Genomic DNA, 19,925 nt, shown 5'->3' with positions numbered 1-19,925 from the left:
TCTAAAAGAAGATAGTTCTCGCCATCTGCAGAACAACCCGCTGAGTTAATCCATTTTATGTGAGGCAAAACATGGTTAAAAATACATTACGTCAAACCACCCTGATGGTCGCTACGGTTATGCCGCTGCTGTTCGGTAGCGCACCATTATGGGCTCAATCCGCTAATGCCAACGCGAATATTCAGCAGCAACTGTCCGAGCTCGAGAAAAACTCCGGTGGCCGCCTTGGCGTGGCGCTGATCGATACCGCCGATAATTCGCAGATCCTGTATCGTGGGGATGAACGTTTTCCCATGTGTAGCACTAGCAAGGTGATGGCGGTGTCGGCGTTGTTAAAACAGAGCGAGATGGATAAAAATCTTTTGGCTAAGCGGATGGAAATCAAACAATCCGATCTGGTCAACTACAACCCGATCGCCGAAAAACACCTGGATACCGGGATGACCCTTGCAGAGCTCAGTGCCGCCGCCATCCAGTACAGTGACAACACGGCGATGAACAAGATCCTTGAGCATCTTGGCGGCCCGGCAAAAGTGACAGAGTATGCGCGTACTATTGGTGATAAAACCTTTCGTCTCGATCGTACCGAGCCTACTTTAAATACTGCCATTCCCAGCGATAAGCGTGACACTACCTCGCCGCTGGCGATGGCAAAAAGCCTGCAAACCCTAACTTTGGGCAAGGCGCTGGGTGAACCACAGCGTGCTCAACTGGTTGAATGGATGAAGGGGAACACTACCGGCGGAGCCAGCATTCGCGCAGGTCTGCCAGCCACGTGGGTGGTCGGTGATAAAACCGGCAGTGGTGATTACGGTACCACTAACGATATCGCCGTGATTTGGCCAGCGAACCACGCACCGTTGGTGTTGGTAACCTATTTCACTCAGCCACAGCAGAATGCAGAAGCCCGCAAAGACGTGTTGGCTGCTGCCGCTAAAATTGTCACCGAAGGGCTTTGAATCAGGGATATGCACCGCGTATCTGCGCCGGGATTTCGACTGACTAGTCCTAGCATAGGTTGACACTTTTATGCCTGTAAAACGCCTGATGCACCGTATCGGGCGTTTTGTATTTTAGTGCCTAGTGAGGCTGCACTCTGTTGTAAATTGCTATTGATTCCCTCACCATCTTTCTTGCCTGCTACAGATCTGCCGGGCGTGACAGCAAAAACTTCGTCTTCAGTATCTCGTTGACCTTTTCCGCCAATGCGTTCTGATAGGCTTTGTCGCATTAAGGGTTTCGCGCACATTTCCACGATAATGCTAACGTGGTCGGTAAAAATCTTTTATTTTCATTATATTGACCTTTTAAAAAAACCGACTGCGACGTTCACATTTTCGACTCTTCGATGATTTTATTGACCGTGGAACGTGCGATACTTATCATCTTTGCTATTTCTGTCGCTCCGGTTTCCTTTGACCTTCTCCCCGTTGATTCATACACACCGATGATAGTAATGTCTTCATATTGACGCGCTCCCAGTATGTGATCCATTCATAATTAGGAATATCCGGCTTCTGACCCCGCCCCCGAATATGCTCCAGTCATAATCAGGAATAACCGGCTTCATGTTGGTTACATATTCTGGCAACCGACAGATTTTTCTGCAAATTCGGACGGGGTCATCCATCCCAGAGTAGAATGGGGACGCTTCTGGTTATAGTGTATGCGCCAAGCCTCGATTTTGGACCGGGCATCTTCCAGCGACATGAACCAGTTTTCATTCAGGCACTCCTGCCGTAGCCTGCCATTGAACGACTCCACCGTCGCATTGTCCGTTGGGGTTCCCGGGCGTGAGAAGTCTATACGGATCTTTAACCAATTCTGCCCATTCGACAGCGTCTGAGAGCATGTGTCCTCAGCAACTATAAGAGAAAGATAATGAGAGCCAGCATTTGAGCGAAGATTGTGAAGGTATGTGAAGCTAAGACAGCGGCAAAAGGGGATGATGTTGGCGTGTCATTTTATGCTTTTTTTGCCAACAAGAATGATGACCCGGAATTACTCATGTAAGTAGCCGAATGGTGGATCATGGAGATGAAGCTGGATCACTTTGAAAAAGCCAGAAAAATCATATCCCTTTTGTAATATAGTTGTAACTTAACTACTCCACTGCTGACAGAGTTTTCCTTTGCAGTAACTGAATTCGTACATATCAGAGAGGGACTGTAACCTGTCGCATCGGCTGTTTCGCGGATACTTAGTTTTTTAATACAGAACTTTCTCGTACCGCTCCTAGTCAGCCTGTTTACCCTGAGATTTCCACATATTATGTGCGTGTTTATTCCGCGAAGTGAGGATGAAAAAAGCATTACGGCGTAAGCCGTAATAATCTCTCACCCTGCCAAGCTTGAACAATCCCAATTTAAGCCACGAAGAAGGTTATGTGAGTCGTCGGAGTGGTCCAGAGTAAGCCTTAATCGGGGCGTATCTCCGCGTTAGCGTGCCGTAAACCGTCCGATCGCAGTCAGTCGTGAAAACAGCCGCTGAACGCCAGTACGCGCATGTAAACCGTCAGATACTGCTCGTTGAGATTGCGCAGGAAATCAGCGACCAGCGCATCAACCAGCGCGGGACATCCGTCGTGATACTTAACTTCCAGAGCTCGAATATGCAGGCGCAAGTCGCTCATGGTGCTGGATAGCGCAGCCAGATCGTCACGCAGTTGTATATGTCCCTGATAATTTATTACGAAGCCTACGGCAGATCGTCGTTAGCGGCCGGGTACTGCTCCAGCAGTTCGTTACCGATATACCCAGAGCCTGTACGCCTCGCCCTATAACGGGTCAGGCTGACCGTGGAATACTGCAGCCGCCAGGCTGTTATGGCGGTGAGGATATGCCGCGAAGCCATCATCAGAAAGGCTAGTCGATGGCTGACGCCGGATAGGAGAGATAAATGTGCTCGTCCCGTTACCACATGGCGAGGTACACTGGCAGATTGCGAGCCGTTACAGCTATGCATGGAAAAGATTAGTTATGAATCAAAGATTGTTTCGATGGTATTGAATAAAACCATGGAATAAAAAATAATCATTCCATTAATAATCAGATATGATTAATAACATCTAATCATTATTAGCAGTTGTATAATGTTAACTATAATTAAGTCCCTGTAATTTATTTTGTGACTTTAATCACGAAAAGAGGTTTGTCCAGATTGGATTTGTTCTTATTGCTGCTGTTTAAAAAATTGACGCAGAGCATGTTTTCATACTTTTAAAGTATACAAATCTTATCTATGAATGACGGCATTAACTTTATTTTTAATAGGATATGTATAATGAAATTGAAAATTTTTAAAACCCTCTACTAAGTTGACTGCTTTTACGCTAATGGGTATCATTTAAAAAAAGATATATTGGTGACTTATGAAACATACTTGTCATGATGTATTTATTCTAAGCCATGATAATCTTTCTGGGTATGGGTTGTACAATTTATGTTTAGAATCAGGTTTGTTTTCAAATGTAAGGATTTTCAAGGAACCATCTGATATTGAATCCGTTATTTATCGTTGTTTATTCTTAAATGAAGAGATCAAAAGAAAAACTGTCATTGTTACCTTTGATTGTGGAAGTAATGGTCCTGGGGAGTTGCCTTTTTTTTTAAAAAGACTTAGTTTGCTCAAGGAATACATTGACTTATTTTTATTAATGCCTCTTAATGCTTTTGGGTTACATTATATTTATAAAAGCCTTAATAATACCATCAGAATTATTTCTGAAAATGAAAATCTTCCCAGCATTTTATGTAAATTAAAGTCTGAGAACTTCTTTGAGAAAGAGTTAGATTATCTCCCGTCATTTACGGAGCATGAATTAAAAGTTTTTTTTAACTTCCTCAATAACCCTTTACTCCCATGCAGGAACAGGCTTAAATATATGAGTGAATATATTATTTTAGATCGACTGGCAAAAAAAATTGGAATGACAAATAGAGAGTTGAGGAGTTGCCTCTATCAACTTAATTGCGAGTATTATATACATTGATAATTCAATGTATATATAACAATTGAGAGTGAAGGGTATGCAATTAAATTACAATAGCGAAACGTGAATTATTATGGTTTACTATGAACCTATATTGTCAATGTCCGGAGCATTGTATGCTATAGAGGTATTAAGTAGAATAACTCACGCATCAAGAGGGGGGTATTTCTGCATCTGTTTTTTTGAAACTATAAGTGATGAAGTGATTTTTCATATTTTTAAGTACCAGTTGCGTCGCTTGAAAGAACATTATGAGTTTTTAATTTCAAGTAATGTTATTGCTTCTGTCAATATTACTTACAGTATTGCTGAATCAATAATTGCTGATAAGAAAATATAAAACGATATTAAGTTGTTAGGTTCTAGCATTTCGCTTGAGATATCAGAGAAATTTTTCTCTCGAAATGTAACATCAACTGCTTATGATAATATTTTATTTAAGCTTATGACCATTTGTCCACTTTGGCTCGATGACTTTGGTACAAAATCATCTAACTATGATTTGCTAAGTACTGGTTTTTTCTGTGGTTAAATTATATACACAGTTATTGCATGTATTGTCAAACGATGACATGGATAAGGTTTTATTATCATCAATTATTGATTATGTCAAAGTGAAAGGAATGAAGTGCATTATTGAAGGAGTAGAGAATTATTTTTTACTATCCATTTCAAAAGGCACGAATGCTACTGCTGCGCAAGGCTATTTGTGGTCTGGTGATTATGATCTTTATGATATGACACGTAGGAAGTTACTTTAGAGAAATTAAAAGCATAACTAAATGCGGATGGTGTAATTAATGTATTAGGGGAGAGTTTGGATATCCAATATATGGCCACTCCCGTTTTTGCAACACTGATTTTTGACGATATCATTGGCTTGCTTAAAGGGGTTCTACGCCAGAACCGCCGAAATTTCCGTCACCCCAGTTTCAGCCCGGCGACCAGCATATCCAAGTCAATAATTTCATTGGAGCTCTGGAAGGTATACGGGTCTATGAGGGGTCAGTTTGGATATCGAAAATTATTGTACGTTAAGGTTGTTTTTTGACCTTCCTACTTTAGCTGGCTTCAGCCCACGAAACTTACCAGAAGCCGGTATCCGGTTGTCTTCCCGCGCCGTCAGGCTGGAGCCGGAAGACCTGAAGTCCCTTTCTCTCCCCTGTATTCTCCACTGGAACATGAATCATTTCTTTGTGCTTCATAAGGTTCGTGGGAGCCGGCTGGTTATACATGATCCCGATAAGGGGAAGGTGACAATCTCCCTGCCGGACGCAGAGAAACACTTCACTGGCGTCGCGCTGGAGCTGATGCCAGCCAGCGATTTCACGGCTAGAGATGAAAGAAAGAAAATTCGTCTTCGCCAGCTGACAGGCAAAACACCCAGCCTGCTGGCGGCAATGTCCCGCATCAGCGTTTTCGCCTTGGCGCTGGAGATACTGACATTAGGAAGTCCTCTTCTCCACCAACTGGTGATCGATGAGGTCCTGGTTGCCGCCGATCGAAGCCTGCTGAGCGTTATCATCATTGCCTTGTTGCTGCTGTCACTGACCCAAATGTTGCTGTCGCTGGCTCGCCAGTGGGCTAGTATTACGCTGTCCGTCAATTTTAATATGCAGTGGACAGCCCGGGTGTTCCATCATCTGGTCCGTCTCCCTCTGGCCTAGTTTGATGGGAGTATTAATGCCCGTTTTGAGGCGGTAGATACGATACAGCAGACGCTGACCACGCAGGTGCTTGAAGGTATTATGGATGTATTGTTTGCGGTGACTGCGCTCTGCATGATGCTGCTGTACAGCCCTGAAATGACGCCGATATGATAAAGCTGATAAAAGAATTTGACGCCCAGGGTGTAGCTGTCCGGTTCATTGATGACGGGATCAGCACTGACGGGGAAATGGGAAAAATGGTGGTTACTATCCTGTCCGCCGTTGCACAGGCCGAGCGCTGCCGAATACTGGAACGCACCAATGAAGGCCGTCAGGAAGCCAGACTAAAAGGCATCAAATTTGGCTGCAAACGTTCTGTGGACAGAAACACAGTGCTGGAGTTTCACCAGAAAGGCACTGGTGCAACGGAAATTGCTCGTCAGCTCAGTATTGCCCGTTCCACGGTTTATAAAATTCTTGAATACGAAAAAATCCCGTAATTTTCATCAGAGGCTATAATTTTTATTTTACATCCGCGTGTTCCTGTGAGAATTTTTTCGCTTCCAGGAGCCAAGTACCATCTGCTTGTTTTTTCACAGTAACAGAGTCCGTTTTCAGCGTGGTTTCCTTAAATGTAATGACAACGTTCCCGGAGAAGACGGTAGTGTCATTAACTTTTGATGTTTTTTCCGAAGTGATTTTAAATTTATCGGCTGACTTAAAAACAATACGGACGTTTCCCTTATATTCCTGAATGGTCTGAATCGCATCAGCGGAAACCTCCATGGAATACACAGGAACGGTGAAAAACAGTGCAGCACAGACAACTGACAAAGCCGATAAATTTTTCATTATAACCTCTTGTAGGGACAGTATATTTTGATTAACACAGCGAACGGTTGACAGCAGGAAAGCTGCTTTACATATCCGGTCGATTCTATCACAACGGCGGGAATTATAAATGCAGGTCCTGCTCCGGAAGGTGCAGTCAGATCCACCGGATACCGGTTCATGCGTTCTCCCGGGTATGATCGGCGCGCCTATCCACCTTAAACGCCAACCATAATCTCTTAACGTGAGTTTTCGTTCCACTGAGCGTCAGACCCCTATAACGAACGTCTGGCGGACATTGTGCTGACCCCAACAGAAAGCCATCAGCAACAACCCGTTCAGGAAGACAACAACACGTCAGCCATCCCCTTCGAGTTCCGGGGGACCGAGACCGAAGATGCCTGTTCCCCTTATCCCTGGAGCACATTATTTTCAGCCACAAAGAGAGGAATAAACCGATACTCCAAGGAGTATCGTTGACGCTGCATCCTAGTGAAGTGGTGGCTTTTACGGGTAAATCAGGGAGCGGAAAATCGACGCTGGTGAAACTTATCCTGGGAATTCATATTCCTGATGAAGGGACAATCAGAACATTTGGCATACCGCAAACGCACCCCGATTATTTTCAGGTACGACGGCGGATTGGTACCGTACTGCAGGATGATCACCTTTTCAGGGGATCCATTGCAGATAGCATTATTTTCTTCAGCAAAGACCGCAATCAAGAAAGAATGATCCAGTGTGCCCGTCTGGCCCAGCGGAAGCGAAGCTGCAAAATGCGACATTTATGGGAAGAAGTTACCCGGCAACTGTTGCCACCGGGTTTAAAGACGTGAATTGTGGTTACGACATTACTGCTTCACAGATGTGGGATTCAGTCCCCGACCAGGAAGTGTCTGACTTACTGCTGTTTAAAATCGAGAGTTCGACCATCGGCCAGAGTGGCCCTCAGCATTTTTGCAGCCAGACCGTTGAATGAGTTATCACCAAAATTGGCCGTGAGTACCGAGCCATCGCTAAATGTGGTTTGTTGCACCCAGCCATCTTTGTCCAGCCAGCTAAAATCAGTCAGCGCTTTATCCCATAACGCCTGATGCAGAATACGGAAACTGGCATCGGCTTTAATTATTTCCGGCAATCTTTCCTTCAGAGTGCTTCGGCTGAGATTAAACAGCGGTGGCGTGTTATATAGTTGGCTAAGCAGTGCGCGCGTGGTTTTGACATCGCTAAATTTGAGATTATCAAAGGTCCAGTGATGTGTAGCAATGACTGCATCATGAAAAACAGCCTGATACAGAGGAAGTCGATAGCGCGGGTCGAACACGACTGTACGGTAGAGTGGTTTTACTTTAGCAGGGCTGAAAAAAGTTGCCGGTTGCGCGCTGGGCCACCAGATCCCCAGATAATATGGCGACTCTTTATTTTGCCGCATATCCTTGTCGCCCCAGCCGAATCCCCAGGTTTCCGTACCGTGTGCAAACATGATATGACGGGCTGTCACTGCATTTCCGTCTTCAGAACCGAGCGGTAACTTGAGGGTATCATTGAACCAGGCCATACGCGCGTTACGATCTGCAGCCATCTGTGCAGAACTCGTCGGGTGGTCCTTCTGGTAATCATCAGAAACCATACCCGTTCCGTCGACATCCAGGAACAGACTGTTTAACCCGGTAAGCTTGATCAACTCACTCATTCTGACTTGAGAGAAAGGCAGAACACAGCCGGGATTGAGGTAGTACCCTTCACCGCCAAAGCCAGGCAATTTCGTTCCATTAGCACGGACGATGGCACATCTTTCCGTTAACGTCCTGGGCAACTGAGCAGTCAGCCAGCTGTCATTCACACCCGGGGGAATGCCGGTGTCATAAGAGTCGTAGCTGCCAATCAGATACCCGGCATCTTTTGCCCGCTTGACTGCCTGCGGATGCAGGAAATCAGCGGTCCAGTTATCGGTACCGAGCCACAGCCGTGTTAAACCTGCATTATGCAAAGACGTGATGACAGGATCGGACAGGCCTGGCCCCCATTGATCTGATGGCGCGAGAAACTGCCCCAGCGTTTGCTCAGCCAGTTGACGAATCTTCACTGCCTGCTGCTGCTGTGCGACCAAAAATGATGGGCTGTCAGGGTTAGAATCGAGTGGAACCAGTATAACCAGTGCACGGTTAATCGCTTCTGTCAGTGGTTGCTTCTGCCAGTCTTTCGGCTCACATCCCTTTAATTTCTCAATCGTTTTTCTGTCTTCGGCAGAGATGTTCTGCCAAAGTTTAGCTCCCGCTGGTGACTGCAAATACCCAATCAGACCCGACCAGTTTTTGACATCTTCCTGTGCCAGCAGCGTGCTGCCCCATAAATAGATATGGCTTGCACCTATTAACTTTTCCCCTTCTGGCACTGTAGCAATTTTATCTCGCAGCGAACTGAATTGACCACTCTGTTGCAGATATTTGCGATAGCGGATGGCGCCCGACAACGGTGTGGTTCCGACATGCAGTAATACATCGAAGGAGTGCTGCTGATTAAATTGATTGAACTCATGCGAGCCCTGCATCACGACTTGTTTACCCTGCTGAGTGAAAGAGATGGTATTACTGAAGGGAGACAACATCAGCCAGCTATAAGTCTTATCTTTTTGCTCTAGCCCCCACAAGGGCAGCTTCAGATCGAAATTGGTGTCGATACTGGAAAGTGCGTTAGTCAGATAAGTCTGCCACTGGGCATTATCAAGCGGGATCCTGCTTCCCTCCCCAACCGCCAACTGCAGTGTGCTGAAATGGGATGGCATGCTGAACCAGTTGAGATTTTGTGGCCGTTCACTGTTGATGGTAAGCCGCAAATCTGAGCCGTCAGGTTTGGCCGTAATCCGGATGTTTCGCTCCGGCCAGTTCCAGTTTGCCTGCGAGGGGGAAGAGTGAAGTTCGCTGACCTTTTGCGCCTGCTGAGGATTATTCACCCTGACTGCGTCAGCGCTGATTTGTAATGTAGCCGGGTCGATATCAAATTTAACGCCTCCCTGTTGTAACAGGATGGCTGAAACTGGCGAGATATTGAGTTGAATGGCAATAAAAATCAGACTGAATCGGACTTTTTTCATAACGATTCCTTTAACGAAAGTAGGAAAAAACTCGTGACATGGCATAATTTTCTGTACGAAATAGATGTACGAATTGTAGAGCATGTACGAAACGGAACGGTTCTGGACGCCATCAGGCTGCCAGCGCCAGCCGCTGATCCATGTTCAGTTCGATACGACCATACGGATTAACATGATGGTATATCAATGGCGTCAGACCACGCCAGTCTTCTTCTGTCATTCGCTGCTGCCAGACCGGCTCTGCCAGCACATTCTGGATCAACAATGTATTGATATAGACCAGACTGATTTGCAACAGGTGCAGAGAGAGCATCGACAGCTCCTGATCCGCAGGCCGGTTGCTGGTGAATTCTCCGTGTTCGCCATAAAAAATAAAATTATTGGCGCTGTTCCAGTTTTCAACGACGTTGAGACCCGCATTAATTTCGCAACGCAGTGACTCATCGTGTAAATAACGGCAGAGGAAGATAGTCTTAATCGCTTTACCCAGCTCTGCGAGTGCCTTATAGGTTGGATGCTGAATGTTATTGCGGGTGAATCGTCGTAATATGGCCTCGGGTTCGGCGGTTCCGGTTTTAAGTGCCGCTGTATATTTGATTATCTCGTCATACTGTTGTGCAATAAGCTCCCAGTCGATCCCCCGGGTTAAAACCGGCGTCAGATGCGGGTACAACGAGGCATCCTGCTTTTCGCACACATACAGTTTCTGTCGGGCGATAGCTTTCAGGCGCGGCAACAGATCGAACCCCAGTACATCACTGAACGCAAAGGCCACCTCACTTTGTCCGTGGCTGTCCACATACTGGTGGTTAATTTCCATGTCGGTGCAGTGCCGCAGAACGCCTTCCATCATCGCGGCCACCTCCGATGAGGAACAGCGGCGCAATTGTGAATAAATACACGTGGAGTGCGTGTCCACATGCCAGTAAATCATCACGCCACGCCCGCCATAGCGGGCATGCCATTCGGTCATCAGATTCTGATCATACGCACCGAACTTTCGGGAGTCCGCAGCACAGGACGTCGTCGCGTTTCCCCAGATAGCGGGCTGACGAATACGGAAAACACCGTTCACAATATGAGCAATTGCTGAGCGTAAAGCATCTTTCTGAATAAATCGCCGTTTAACGTAGCGCAATTCATCATAGTTAACCCGGGGTTGCTGGCTGGCGATACGTTTCAGACCTACATTGGTACCGAGGCCAAACAGACATAACAACAGGCGACGTTGCAGTACCTCGGATTCAAGCACTTCCCGACTGGCAGATGTGCGAAATAACGACGAGAAATGTTCCCGTAAATCCACCTCCTTGAGTATGTCTATCAACTCCAGATCGGCCCAGCGCTGACCAATCTCCTGCTTCAGCGCTGCGGTGTTGGGGGGCTCTGCCTGCTTATCCAGCGGAGTCAGGTGGATACGGTTTTTCCCCTGTTCCCTGATGCGAAGTCTGGGATTATCCAGCAGACCATTATTCAGCGTACCGAGCCAGAAACGCATCCTGTCCTGGATTTGGTTAATAAAGGTTGCCGCATCAGTGGGTGCCTGCAACAGGGAATAATAATATGCGCGATTGGTGGCAAAATCGGCAGGGAGATCTTCTGCCGGATCACGATAACGATCAGCGCCGGTGACCCAGATTTCTTTGTTGCGCAGACTTTTGCGTAAGGCCCGTAACACACAGATTTCATAGTTGATACGATTAATACGCTCTTCACCGGTCGGGCTCTGTACGATGACAACATCCCGCCATTTTTTCTGAATAATACCGTCAACAGGCACATTACCCACCGCATAGAAATGCTGATTGCTGGTCCTGTTTTCCTTAATAATCTGGATGGCATCAATCACAGGGCGATACAGGGCGTTGCCGGACTGAAACTCAAGCCGGTCCAGTACCGGCATCAACATCCGGCGATAGTGGCTACCGTAAGAAGAACGCATGGATTCATGTACTTCCTGTTCGGTGTTTACCCCAAGTGATTTGAATTCATCGACCAGATTTTGCAGCATTTTCTGTGAGATTACGGGATAGACAACCTCCTTTATGACGCCGTCCGGCTGGTCAACAGTGGCCTCGGCCATGCGGAACAGCAGACGCGCCTTACCCCTTACTTTTTTAAACGCCGCAAACTGCTTTTTATCGACCTTTTTTTCAGCCCGGGTGCCGAGGTTATGGATTAGCACCATCAACATCTCAATCAGCGCATCGGTCAGCTGCTGGCGGCGACGCCAGCAAAACATAGCTACCATGCTGTAACGGATCGCTGAAGGGTGGCGACGAAGCTCCCTGATCGATTCACTTGCACACCGTTGTTGAAACTGCACGATGAATTTAGGGGATATGCCCTGAAAAATATTCGGCTGAAGCGCAACACCATCAAGGCATCTTAGCTGAGCAATGACGGAAAGGACATTCTCCAGACTGGGCCTTCCCGTGTCAGCTTTGAGGCCACTGAAGGTGACTTCGTTTATTCTGGCAGTGCCCGGTTCTTCGGCGGACAGTAAGTGATTGATGGCAACCTTACTGTCGAGTGAAAGTCGGGTAAATATGGTGTTTTGTTGCTTTGTTTCGAACTGATGCACGGCTGAACGTATAATCCGATCCAGATGCTCGGCGGCGGGCCGTTCAATCTGCTGTTCCTGACACCAGTCAGTAGCAAGTTCGCTGCCGTGTACAGCCTGCGGGTTTAACGGGAGGATAAATTCGGTTAACCAGGCGCTGAGTCGTGCAATATCAGCTTTACTGGGGAGTCTGACCCCCAGATAGCGACGAATATTCTGGCGGTGCCGCTGAGCTTGCCGCCCCTGAAGCGGGTAGTTTTCAAGAGATACCGAAGTGCATCCGATCTGCCCGGCAATAGCATGCACAACACCGGAAGGGAAATCGTTTAACGACTCAGGGTAATGGCCCTGCACCTGTCGGAATTTTAGTTGAATGGCAAATCCCAGGCGACCTGTATCGGTCAATCCCGGTAACAGGGAAAGCTCTTCAGCAAGCAAACGCCACTCGTCCTTGTCATCAAAAGTCTGCTCCGGTGACAACATCACAACTCCCTGAATCATCAATGGTTAATCGCTATGGCAACCATTTCACAGGTGAGTGATTTTTACTCAGATCCAGTTCAAAAAAGTCAGATGTCGCATTTTGCAGCTTCGCTCCCACTAGGCCAAATAGCTGTGTTCCCAAGTCTGGCAAATTCATACTGACGCTGCCTGAAAAATAAGGGGTAATCACCCGGCATGTCATTATCCCAGGCATGCTCGATAGCGCTCATGGCCCCGGCCTGGCGTAATGGCAGTTCCCGGATTCGATACATCCGCCGTGCCGGCAGGCTGCTCCAGTCCCCGGCCACTTTGTCAAAATCCAGCGGGGCAGGATGACCGGCAACGGGTGCCCGCTCCGCCTGTCTTCCGTCGACAGAAACCATTTCTCCGTCATCGGCGGCGACCCGGGCACAATTCTCCGCATATTGCTCCAGCAGAAAAATCAGCTCTGTTGCGATAAAGAGCTGCTCCCGTTTCAGTTGTTTCACTGCCGCCAGTCTCTCACGCCTGTGCGTGTACCGGTGCGTCAGCATCACCGCTCCAATAGCTGCCCCGGCGGTGATGAATGCCGTAGCCACGTTTCCCCAGATTCCAGGTCCCTGATTAATGACCTGGACCGTCACAGGATGTGCGGCCGCGTTCGCCAGCCCCTCAATGATGTTGTCCGGCATAACGCCGACCTCCTTTTTTATGTTGCCTGCGCTGTTTTATTGAAAAATCCCGCCCGCCATTACTTAGCGCCCCTTCACTGTAGTGAAATTCCACATGCAGTTCTCTTTACAGATATAGGGCTTTAATCCACCCCGAGCAGATTTGAGTTAAACAGAGCCAGACTAAGCCCGTGAGAAAGATCAATTGTGTCTGCCCCTGACGGTAGAACAGTGAACGCGCTCTGAGCGACAGTGTTATCTCTCCATCTGAGTGAGCCATCAGCTTCCCATCGCCACGCCAGTTCACTACCCTGGTCATCGAGCAAGAGGCACTGGACTGCTCCATTGGAATTAATCCGGTAAAAGTGAACGGCACTCATCCCGGCATTTATAAAGTCATTGAGTAAATCCGCATAAGGCATTTAATTGCCATCCATATAGTCACTTATGGTAATTATGACGCCCAGCATAACCGGCTGTGTACAACCCTGCGTCTGTCACCATGATGATTTTTCCCTGCCGTCATCATTTTTACACTGATAATAAGCAGGCATATAGCCACTCCGTTAAATTACCGGAAGCCCGTTCCGGTTGGATCCGATTTTTACGCTATATCGCAGTTTCCGGAAGTGTACCACGCACGCGGAATAAGCAAAGCGGCGTTTTCTGCTGCAGCGCGCCGGGTCACGGAACGGGGGCAAAACACTATATATAGAAGAAAACGCAGCTGAGTGAGTGGCACATGTTGTGTTTCTGCGCCGCTGCGCGCTGTGGGCAGGAAAGCAGATCCGGAACCACCAGAAATCGGATCTTAACGAGAGAAAGAGAAACTATTTGAGAAAAACCTTGCAATGGCAATACAACCAAGAGAAAGTAATCCGGTATTACGATTACCAATTTGGTAATCCATGAATACATTTATCAATTTTTATTAAAACCGTCAAAGAGGTATTCATTATGGAAAGTAAGACTTCTACTGAGCAAACCGACTCCCAGGGAACGGTCTCGGTCTCGCTTAAGGGGATCCCGACCGATCAGGGTCAGGCCCTGAAAGACGTGGCCAGAGCGCGCGATATCAACCAGTCCGCGCTGCTGCGGGAGATGGTCAGTGCCAGCATGGGCAGCATCCTCCACGTCTTCTGTCTCAAGAGCCAGCTTGTCGCGTCCCTGGATCAGGATATTGCCCAGTATAATGGCAGTATTGTGCTGCCGGCCTGGAACTGTGCGCCCCCGGCTCCGCAGTTTGAGGCGGCTTACCGTGACCTGCTTGGCATCCGGACGGAAGATGACCTGACCCGGATTTTACTGCGTAATGCACCGTACCTTCGCATGCGTGCCAGCCAGGCTCTGCCGCGGGGACAGCAGTTCTACGGGGGGACAGCCCTCTATTTTGCCCTGTTCTGTGACGTTGCCAGCCGGGATGAGCAGACCATCGAAGCCTTCTGGGCCTGCATCGCCCGCTTCTGGGGCGCGTGGTACCGCCGTCAGGATTATTACAGTCAGATTAACCAGCTGCGCAGTATCATGGGTCTTGATCCCGCAGAACGCCTCTTTGAGGCACAGGCAAAAGGTTTTTACAGCCAGGCAGAGATTTTTGAGGACGAAAGCGGTGAAAAGGGACTGAGGCAGGTTCTGCTGACGCTGCGTACCGCGAACACCCGTGCGCTGCCGCCTGACGCCATCAAAGCGTTCAGCCTGCCTTACTGCAATGGCCACATTCTGACGCCTGATCCGGGCTATGGCGAGCCGCTCATTTTCCAGAACAGCGTTCTGGGAATGGGCTTCCGGTTCAGGGAAGGCATCAGCTCCCTGCACTGTTACAGCGTGGAGGACGCCCGCATCGGAGACACCCAGACGCTCAGCGAACTGGCCAGTGCCCTGGTCGATGGCGTCGATGAAACACTCCGTGCTTATGCCCATACCATCCCGGTCAGTCAGGCGTGATTTTCGTAAAGGCCACCACCGTGTGGCCTTTCTTCTTTTGTCTGAACAGGTATTTATTCAGGAAAAGAGGTTTTCCTCCAGGCCAGCGCTTTCGTGCGTAAACCCAGTCAGTCTGAGGTTATCAATTAAACGTGAAGGAAAATTACGACTGCCAATGCTGCGCGACCAGATCTCGGATATCTCAGCATCAAGAGCTCGCGGAGAGCCAGAAAAAGCTGCAGTCAGCTCTTCTTTATAATATTCGTAGCGACTGTCATGTTCTTCACTAAAACGATAACCCCGGGCATCCATTAATGCCTGTAGACCTGCAAGCCTCTCTGCTGTTGACCATTGCACAAAGTGGGTGAGTGAGGATTTGGTGTCTTTCATCATCTTAATTTCATGCTTCGTCGCTTCCAGTAAACTCACCGGTTTTATCGGTGAATCACTAACGCTGGATATGTCATTACGTAATTCATCCTTCAGAGCATCGCGATCCCATGCCATTTTCCAGACGTCATTGAGAGTTATCAAATCTGTCATCGTCAATCCCGGAACAGTTACGGGCAGACCGATAATAAGTGCTAGATCTCTGCAGTTTTCAATTTTTTTCAATGCCTCTGTCAGTTCCTTACTACCGATGTTGTATTCAGATTTGATAGTTTCTCTGATGCCATCAAGGCCTGCAGCCGGATCAGACCATAAATGCCGTGGCGGCAACTGAACGGCAATAGCATGAAGATCTTTACGGCTGAGGTTTTTAGTGAAAACCCCGGTGGAGTATTCCTTCCATAGCCAGTGAGTCAACCCTGTTAGTTCTTCCAGTTGCTCACGAATGACGCGAAACTGATCACGCAGGACCAGCACGTTGATAACACTGACGTCTGTCAGATGTTTCCTGGCTTCAGTACTGTAACTGTAGCGAAACGTCTGACCTGTGGGATCTGTTTCCCCAATACAGCGAATGAGAGGTTCCAGCGCTGACACCTTTTCCTTATAACGCCGATCAAACGCGGCTGCATGGCCTGAAAAAAATGTCCACAGGTTCATAATATCGTGCTGATTAAGCACTTTTTCTATGTCTGTCTCAGGCGCAAGCGGCTTTTTTCGTAGCTTAGCAAGCTGACTGAGATCCTCTATCTGCCCCTTTATAGTCAGTTCCACAGAGTGTCGTAGATTGAAACAGATAGGATAAATAAGCGTATCCAGCACTGCTTTGTGTCCCGTTGTCAGGGCATCAATAAGCAGGAATACGCTGTCAGCGAAGCCATCAGCGTAGTAATAAAGGTCCGGACAACCGTTATCTCCCACGCAGGCATTGTATGCCCCCAGTTCATAATCTCCCCGGAACAGGGCATTCCAGTTCCATTGAGGCATCTTTAAATCAGAGTTTCCGTTATCTATCGTTCGCTCAACCATATGCATCCCCTCTCTGTGTAAAACTTCCGTTATAAACTGACCATACAACGTCAGAATGATTATCCCGTCTGACAATGACTTAGTACAACACAAATAGGGAGGCGGTTGTTGATAGGCACGCGGATCCGGAACTCAGGGTTTTCGGATCTCTGGAAAAGAAAGGAGTGAGGGATAAAAACTGACATTATTAAAAATACAAAAGCAATGCTTAAAAAGCATAAAAGCACTTTTTGTAATTACTACTAGTACTACAAGAAGAATCTATAGCTCGAGGCGGCGTTTATGGAGGTGATCGAGCCGGACGCGATTCCCGCATTAGCTGAGCTGCACACACTGAACGGGGATCACTTACGCGTAGACAGGCTGCCGTTCTTCTCAGAGAAGCGGCAGCCGTGGCTAAAGCATTAGGTCTTCAAAATTAAGCGTATGGCTGTACGGCTTTTTGCGGAAAGACAGCTCGTTTATACGAAGCTTAAGTGGCATAGGGCAGATCACGCCACTGAATATGCAGGTGCCGGTTGCAAGCGTTGGAATAGATTCTTCAGTCATGCGGTCTATGTAGGAAACGGATTTTTCAATAGCATACAGATCGTTCTGATTTATCAACCGGTGGATGAAATAGTTATGTGCCTGAGAAATGATAGTCGGGGAGATATCGTTTGGTCGCTGACTGGATATCGTCACAAAGACGCCAAATTTTCTGCCCTCCTTAATTATCTCTTCAAACGTTTCGAGCCGATAATCCTTCCAGCTTTCTGATTCCCTAAACGAGGTGTTCGAAAGGATATTGTGTGCTTCGTCTATGATGAGATGGAGAGTGGACGGTGCCTTATCCATTTTTTTTGCTGAATAAGCCCATTTGGCCATCAAAAGTGGAAGCGTTTTTTTCATGGTTAGATTGACCATATTAAGGTTCAGGACAACAAAGTTCGTTTCTGCCCAGATGGTTCCGCCGGATGCTGTATTGAAAATTTTACGAATATCTTTTTTCAGTCCTCCCATTCGGTTGATGACAGGAGAAAGATGTTCAGGATTTGAGCGGCTTGAAAGATATTCAATAATTAGCTGAACATACATATAGTCCAGCAACTCTTCCATTATATCGTCGGGAAATTCATAATTCTGAGCCCTGCGGTACATATTGCACTGATGCGTATTTTCTTCATTAGAAAAGTAAACACCTGTCTTAGTTCGCCATACACCACCGTTGTTATAAAAAAAGTCAATATCTGCTATCAGGTCTTCGTCCTTCAGTACGGGGCGGAATAAATCAATCAGGTCGTCACTTTTTTTCTTTTCGCAACCAAACAGAGTTTCGGTGACCCGCCGTTTCAGAATTTCACGAAAATAGGACTGAGGGTTCTGCTTCGACTCCACTCGCTTTTTGAATTCAAGCACTCGCTTCAGAAAAGGTTTCTGCGTTTTGTCGGTAGCATCCGTCAGGACAGAGAGAATCTCATGCTCAAGCAGTATCTCAGCAGGCATCGGAATGCGATCACCCTCTTCATTATGCGTGCTAAGATTGTAAACGACCTTGTCGCGCGTAATGCAGCTTCTCCCACCATATTCACCATTGAAATCAAATAAAAGAAACCGTGAATGACTCCTGAATCCTTCGCCTAGTAAGTTTTTCAGGGCTTCATAGCCATGCTGGTAAAGCGCGGCCAGAGTATTGGACTTGCCGCTGCCAGTATTACCGAAGATGGCGATGTGTGAGTTAAGAAGGCCGTTTATCGGGAGTGTGATATCAATATCTTCGAGATCGGTGCGCGAAAAATTCAGCCCGGCCTCGCCCGCTGGTGCGATCGAGTGGATAAGATGAAGTTGTTCCTCAGACATCAGAAAAACTTCATTGCCGATAAGGGGCAACTCGCGTGTTCCGCCAGTAAAGCGCCCGTTCCGGTCAATGTAGCCTGCCAGTGAGGCCGTAAGATAGCGACGGAAGCGAAGCGAATCGCTTCCGCTACCAACAGGTGCTTTTTCCTCGACAATTTTCTCGGTTTCTACCTTTGCAATCAGACTCATGAAGCCTTTCTTGATTTCAATGAAACTGCCCACTGAAACATTTTTAAGCACCTTGCCGTGATAGAAAAGGTCACTCAGATTTTTATTTTTATCGACAAGCACACTGAGTGTTCTGCCCGACACTTCACGAACCTCACCGATCCTTAATACTGCTTCTTCGTTAACAAAAGCGGAGGTCATTTCATGCCTCCCAGAAAGCTGGTTATAATTTCATTCATCTTTTTGAAGTCCAACGGAGCTCCAGGCGTAAAAACTACGTCAACGTTGGAATAATCACGGAATTTATCAAGAAATAGGTCTTTCGCCGCCTCGTTGTAGGCGAATATTACAATCTTGAGCGTGGCGTTTCGCAGCGCTTTTTTGGTGAGGGTTTCAATATGCTCATCCGCAAAAGAAAATCCGAAAACTATAAACAAAGAGCCTTCTTTATCCAGCTCATTTGAGTAAGTCCGTAGCAGGTCGTAATACACGTTTTCAAGTAAGGTTTCACGAAATTTATCCTTTCGCGGCAGAACCAGTTGATGAGACATAACCCAGTCCTGCTTCTCCTTTGGTGTATTGAACGCAACTGGCTTCATATCCTTAATGGAATAGTAGATTTCTTTATCATAGCTATGCCAGGAAAGGGATCCATGCAACTTGATGAGATTCACCGTAGGTAGTTCCACGCTGTAATTATAAAGGTTCCCGGTTGCGTGTATGGTCTGATAAAAACACTTGGCATCGAATACCGTCCGGTTGTAAATATCGGCGCGCTGACGGAATCCATCATTCAGAATGACGTTGTTATTTTTAACCGCCGCATCCTCAATGAATAAATCATAGTTAGTCGTAAAGAGGTTGATGCGACGCGGTAGCAATCCAGTGCGCCGCCTCGTTAGAAGCATTTCTAATGCACGCATGAACTTCGCGTAATTGTTTTGTGTCGATACGACATCATCTATTAAAGCAGGAAGGATGACCTCTGCGGGCCTGCTTCGCTTAAGGAGGACGTTGTTTGCCTTCCATACATTGTCCAAAAAAGACTCAGACTTACTGAAGTATTCATCATCCTTTCCGGCGCGTACCAGAGCCTCAAGTTCGCTTTCAATATCACCTAGCACGCTGATTGCAGGCAGTGATGCTCCTGAGCCAATGATGAAATTGATGTTTGCTGACTGAAATATGCGTTCAAAATATTCACGATCTCTGTCCTGACCGTAGTAAGCCCGATAAGTCGCCACGCTGTGCCTTTCCTTAAATATCGTAGATAAGATTTATCTTACATGTTTCATCAAGTGATGCATCCTGTTTAAAT

At 47.2% G+C, this 19,925-nt stretch carries 13 protein-coding genes and 6 pseudogenes; 9 read left to right on the top strand and 10 right to left on the bottom strand.

The genetic code is table 11. The features are described 5' to 3' along the window. Window positions 1–71 precede the first annotated feature (71 nt). On the top strand, window positions 72–959 hold the full coding sequence (blaFONA, locus tag ACWHWP_RS23955; protein WP_086533276.1) for an FONA family class A beta-lactamase: 888 nt from the start codon (window positions 72–74) through the stop codon (window positions 957–959). 49 nt (window positions 960–1,008) lie between these two features. Here blaFONA and ACWHWP_RS23950 read toward each other — a convergent pair. Further along, window positions 1,009–1,218 (bottom strand): annotated as a pseudogene (locus ACWHWP_RS23950) (integrase core domain-containing protein); the annotation flags it as partial. A 357-nt stretch (window positions 1,219–1,575) separates the two neighbouring features. Further along, window positions 1,576–1,809 (bottom strand): annotated as a pseudogene (locus ACWHWP_RS23945) (integrase core domain-containing protein); the annotation flags it as partial. A gap of 96 nt (window positions 1,810–1,905) precedes the next feature. Here ACWHWP_RS23945 and ACWHWP_RS23940 point away from each other — a divergent pair. Then, window positions 1,906–2,088, top strand: a pseudogene (locus ACWHWP_RS23940) (DUF6500 family protein). 379 nt (window positions 2,089–2,467) lie between these two features. Here the strand turns inward: ACWHWP_RS23940 and ACWHWP_RS23935 are convergent. After that, window positions 2,468–2,632 carry a hypothetical protein gene (locus ACWHWP_RS23935; RefSeq protein ID WP_154590091.1) on the bottom strand — a complete coding sequence of 55 codons (165 nt, stop codon included), beginning with the start codon at window positions 2,630–2,632 and terminating at the stop codon, window positions 2,468–2,470. A 738-nt stretch (window positions 2,633–3,370) separates the two neighbouring features. Between ACWHWP_RS23935 and ACWHWP_RS23930 the strand changes: the two genes are divergently transcribed. The 5 genes and pseudogenes from ACWHWP_RS23930 to ACWHWP_RS23910 form a co-directional block, all read left to right on the top strand. Continuing rightward, window positions 3,371–3,991, top strand: coding sequence for a hypothetical protein (locus ACWHWP_RS23930; RefSeq protein WP_447724463.1), 621 nt, complete (start codon window positions 3,371–3,373; stop codon window positions 3,989–3,991). A 73-nt stretch (window positions 3,992–4,064) separates the two neighbouring features. Next, on the top strand, window positions 4,065–4,331 hold the full coding sequence (locus tag ACWHWP_RS23925; protein ID WP_133058714.1) for a hypothetical protein: 267 nt from the start codon (window positions 4,065–4,067) through the stop codon (window positions 4,329–4,331). A gap of 232 nt (window positions 4,332–4,563) precedes the next feature. Beyond that, the gene (locus tag ACWHWP_RS23920) at window positions 4,564–4,752 is read left to right on the top strand and encodes a hypothetical protein (protein ID WP_242669362.1); all 189 of its coding nucleotides are present in this window, start codon (window positions 4,564–4,566) and stop codon (window positions 4,750–4,752) included. 333 nt (window positions 4,753–5,085) lie between these two features. Continuing rightward, window positions 5,086–5,808, top strand: a pseudogene (locus ACWHWP_RS23915) (cysteine peptidase family C39 domain-containing protein); the annotation flags it as partial. After that, a pseudogene (locus ACWHWP_RS23910) lies at window positions 5,802–6,140 on the top strand (recombinase family protein); the annotation flags it as partial. The pseudogenes ACWHWP_RS23915 and ACWHWP_RS23910, both read left to right, overlap by 7 nt. A gap of 22 nt (window positions 6,141–6,162) precedes the next feature. Here ACWHWP_RS23910 and ACWHWP_RS23905 read toward each other — a convergent pair. Next, the gene (locus tag ACWHWP_RS23905) at window positions 6,163–6,492 is read right to left on the bottom strand and encodes an LptA/OstA family protein (protein WP_086533274.1); all 330 of its coding nucleotides are present in this window, start codon (window positions 6,490–6,492) and stop codon (window positions 6,163–6,165) included. Window positions 6,493–6,878: 386 nt separating this feature from the next. Here ACWHWP_RS23905 and ACWHWP_RS23900 point away from each other — a divergent pair. Beyond that, a pseudogene (locus tag ACWHWP_RS23900) lies at window positions 6,879–7,226 on the top strand (ATP-binding cassette domain-containing protein); the annotation flags it as partial. A 146-nt stretch (window positions 7,227–7,372) separates the two neighbouring features. Here ACWHWP_RS23900 and ACWHWP_RS23895 read toward each other — a convergent pair. The 3 genes from ACWHWP_RS23895 to ACWHWP_RS23885 form a co-directional block, all read right to left on the bottom strand. Continuing rightward, window positions 7,373–9,565 (bottom strand): glycoside hydrolase, encoded by a 2,193-nt coding sequence (locus ACWHWP_RS23895; RefSeq protein WP_086533273.1) that lies wholly within the window; start codon window positions 9,563–9,565, stop codon window positions 7,373–7,375. A 112-nt stretch (window positions 9,566–9,677) separates the two neighbouring features. Continuing rightward, window positions 9,678–12,629, bottom strand: coding sequence for a Tn3 family transposase (locus ACWHWP_RS23890; protein WP_086533272.1), 2,952 nt, complete (start codon window positions 12,627–12,629; stop codon window positions 9,678–9,680). A 68-nt stretch (window positions 12,630–12,697) separates the two neighbouring features. Continuing rightward, on the bottom strand, window positions 12,698–13,282 hold the full coding sequence (locus tag ACWHWP_RS23885; protein WP_447724466.1) for a hypothetical protein: 585 nt from the start codon (window positions 13,280–13,282) through the stop codon (window positions 12,698–12,700). Window positions 13,283–14,218: 936 nt separating this feature from the next. On the opposite strand from ACWHWP_RS23885, the gene ACWHWP_RS23880 reads away from it, so the two are divergent. Next, window positions 14,219–15,205, top strand: a complete 987-nt coding sequence (locus tag ACWHWP_RS23880; RefSeq protein WP_447724468.1) for a hypothetical protein — start codon at window positions 14,219–14,221, stop codon at window positions 15,203–15,205. A gap of 57 nt (window positions 15,206–15,262) precedes the next feature. Here ACWHWP_RS23880 and ACWHWP_RS23875 read toward each other — a convergent pair whose 3' ends face one another. The 3 genes from ACWHWP_RS23875 to ACWHWP_RS23865 form a co-directional block, all read right to left on the bottom strand. Beyond that, window positions 15,263–16,603: a hypothetical protein gene (locus ACWHWP_RS23875; RefSeq protein WP_447724470.1), complete on the bottom strand. Its 1,341-nt coding sequence runs from the start codon at window positions 16,601–16,603 to the stop codon at window positions 15,263–15,265. A 396-nt stretch (window positions 16,604–16,999) separates the two neighbouring features. Further along, window positions 17,000–18,808: an ATP-binding protein gene (locus ACWHWP_RS23870; protein ID WP_447724472.1), complete on the bottom strand. Its 1,809-nt coding sequence runs from the start codon at window positions 18,806–18,808 to the stop codon at window positions 17,000–17,002. Then, complete coding sequence (locus tag ACWHWP_RS23865; RefSeq protein ID WP_447856773.1) at window positions 18,805–19,851, bottom strand: SIR2 family protein; 1,047 nt, start codon at window positions 19,849–19,851, stop codon at window positions 18,805–18,807. The genes ACWHWP_RS23870 and ACWHWP_RS23865 overlap by 4 nt, the downstream gene beginning before the upstream one ends. Window positions 19,852–19,925 lie beyond the last annotated feature (74 nt).

The organism is Enterobacter sp. WI-ESBL-E8 (assembly GCF_053364895.1).
The sequence above is the reverse complement of the archived record's forward strand: the minus strand, read 5'-3'. Positions and strand labels throughout refer to the sequence as shown.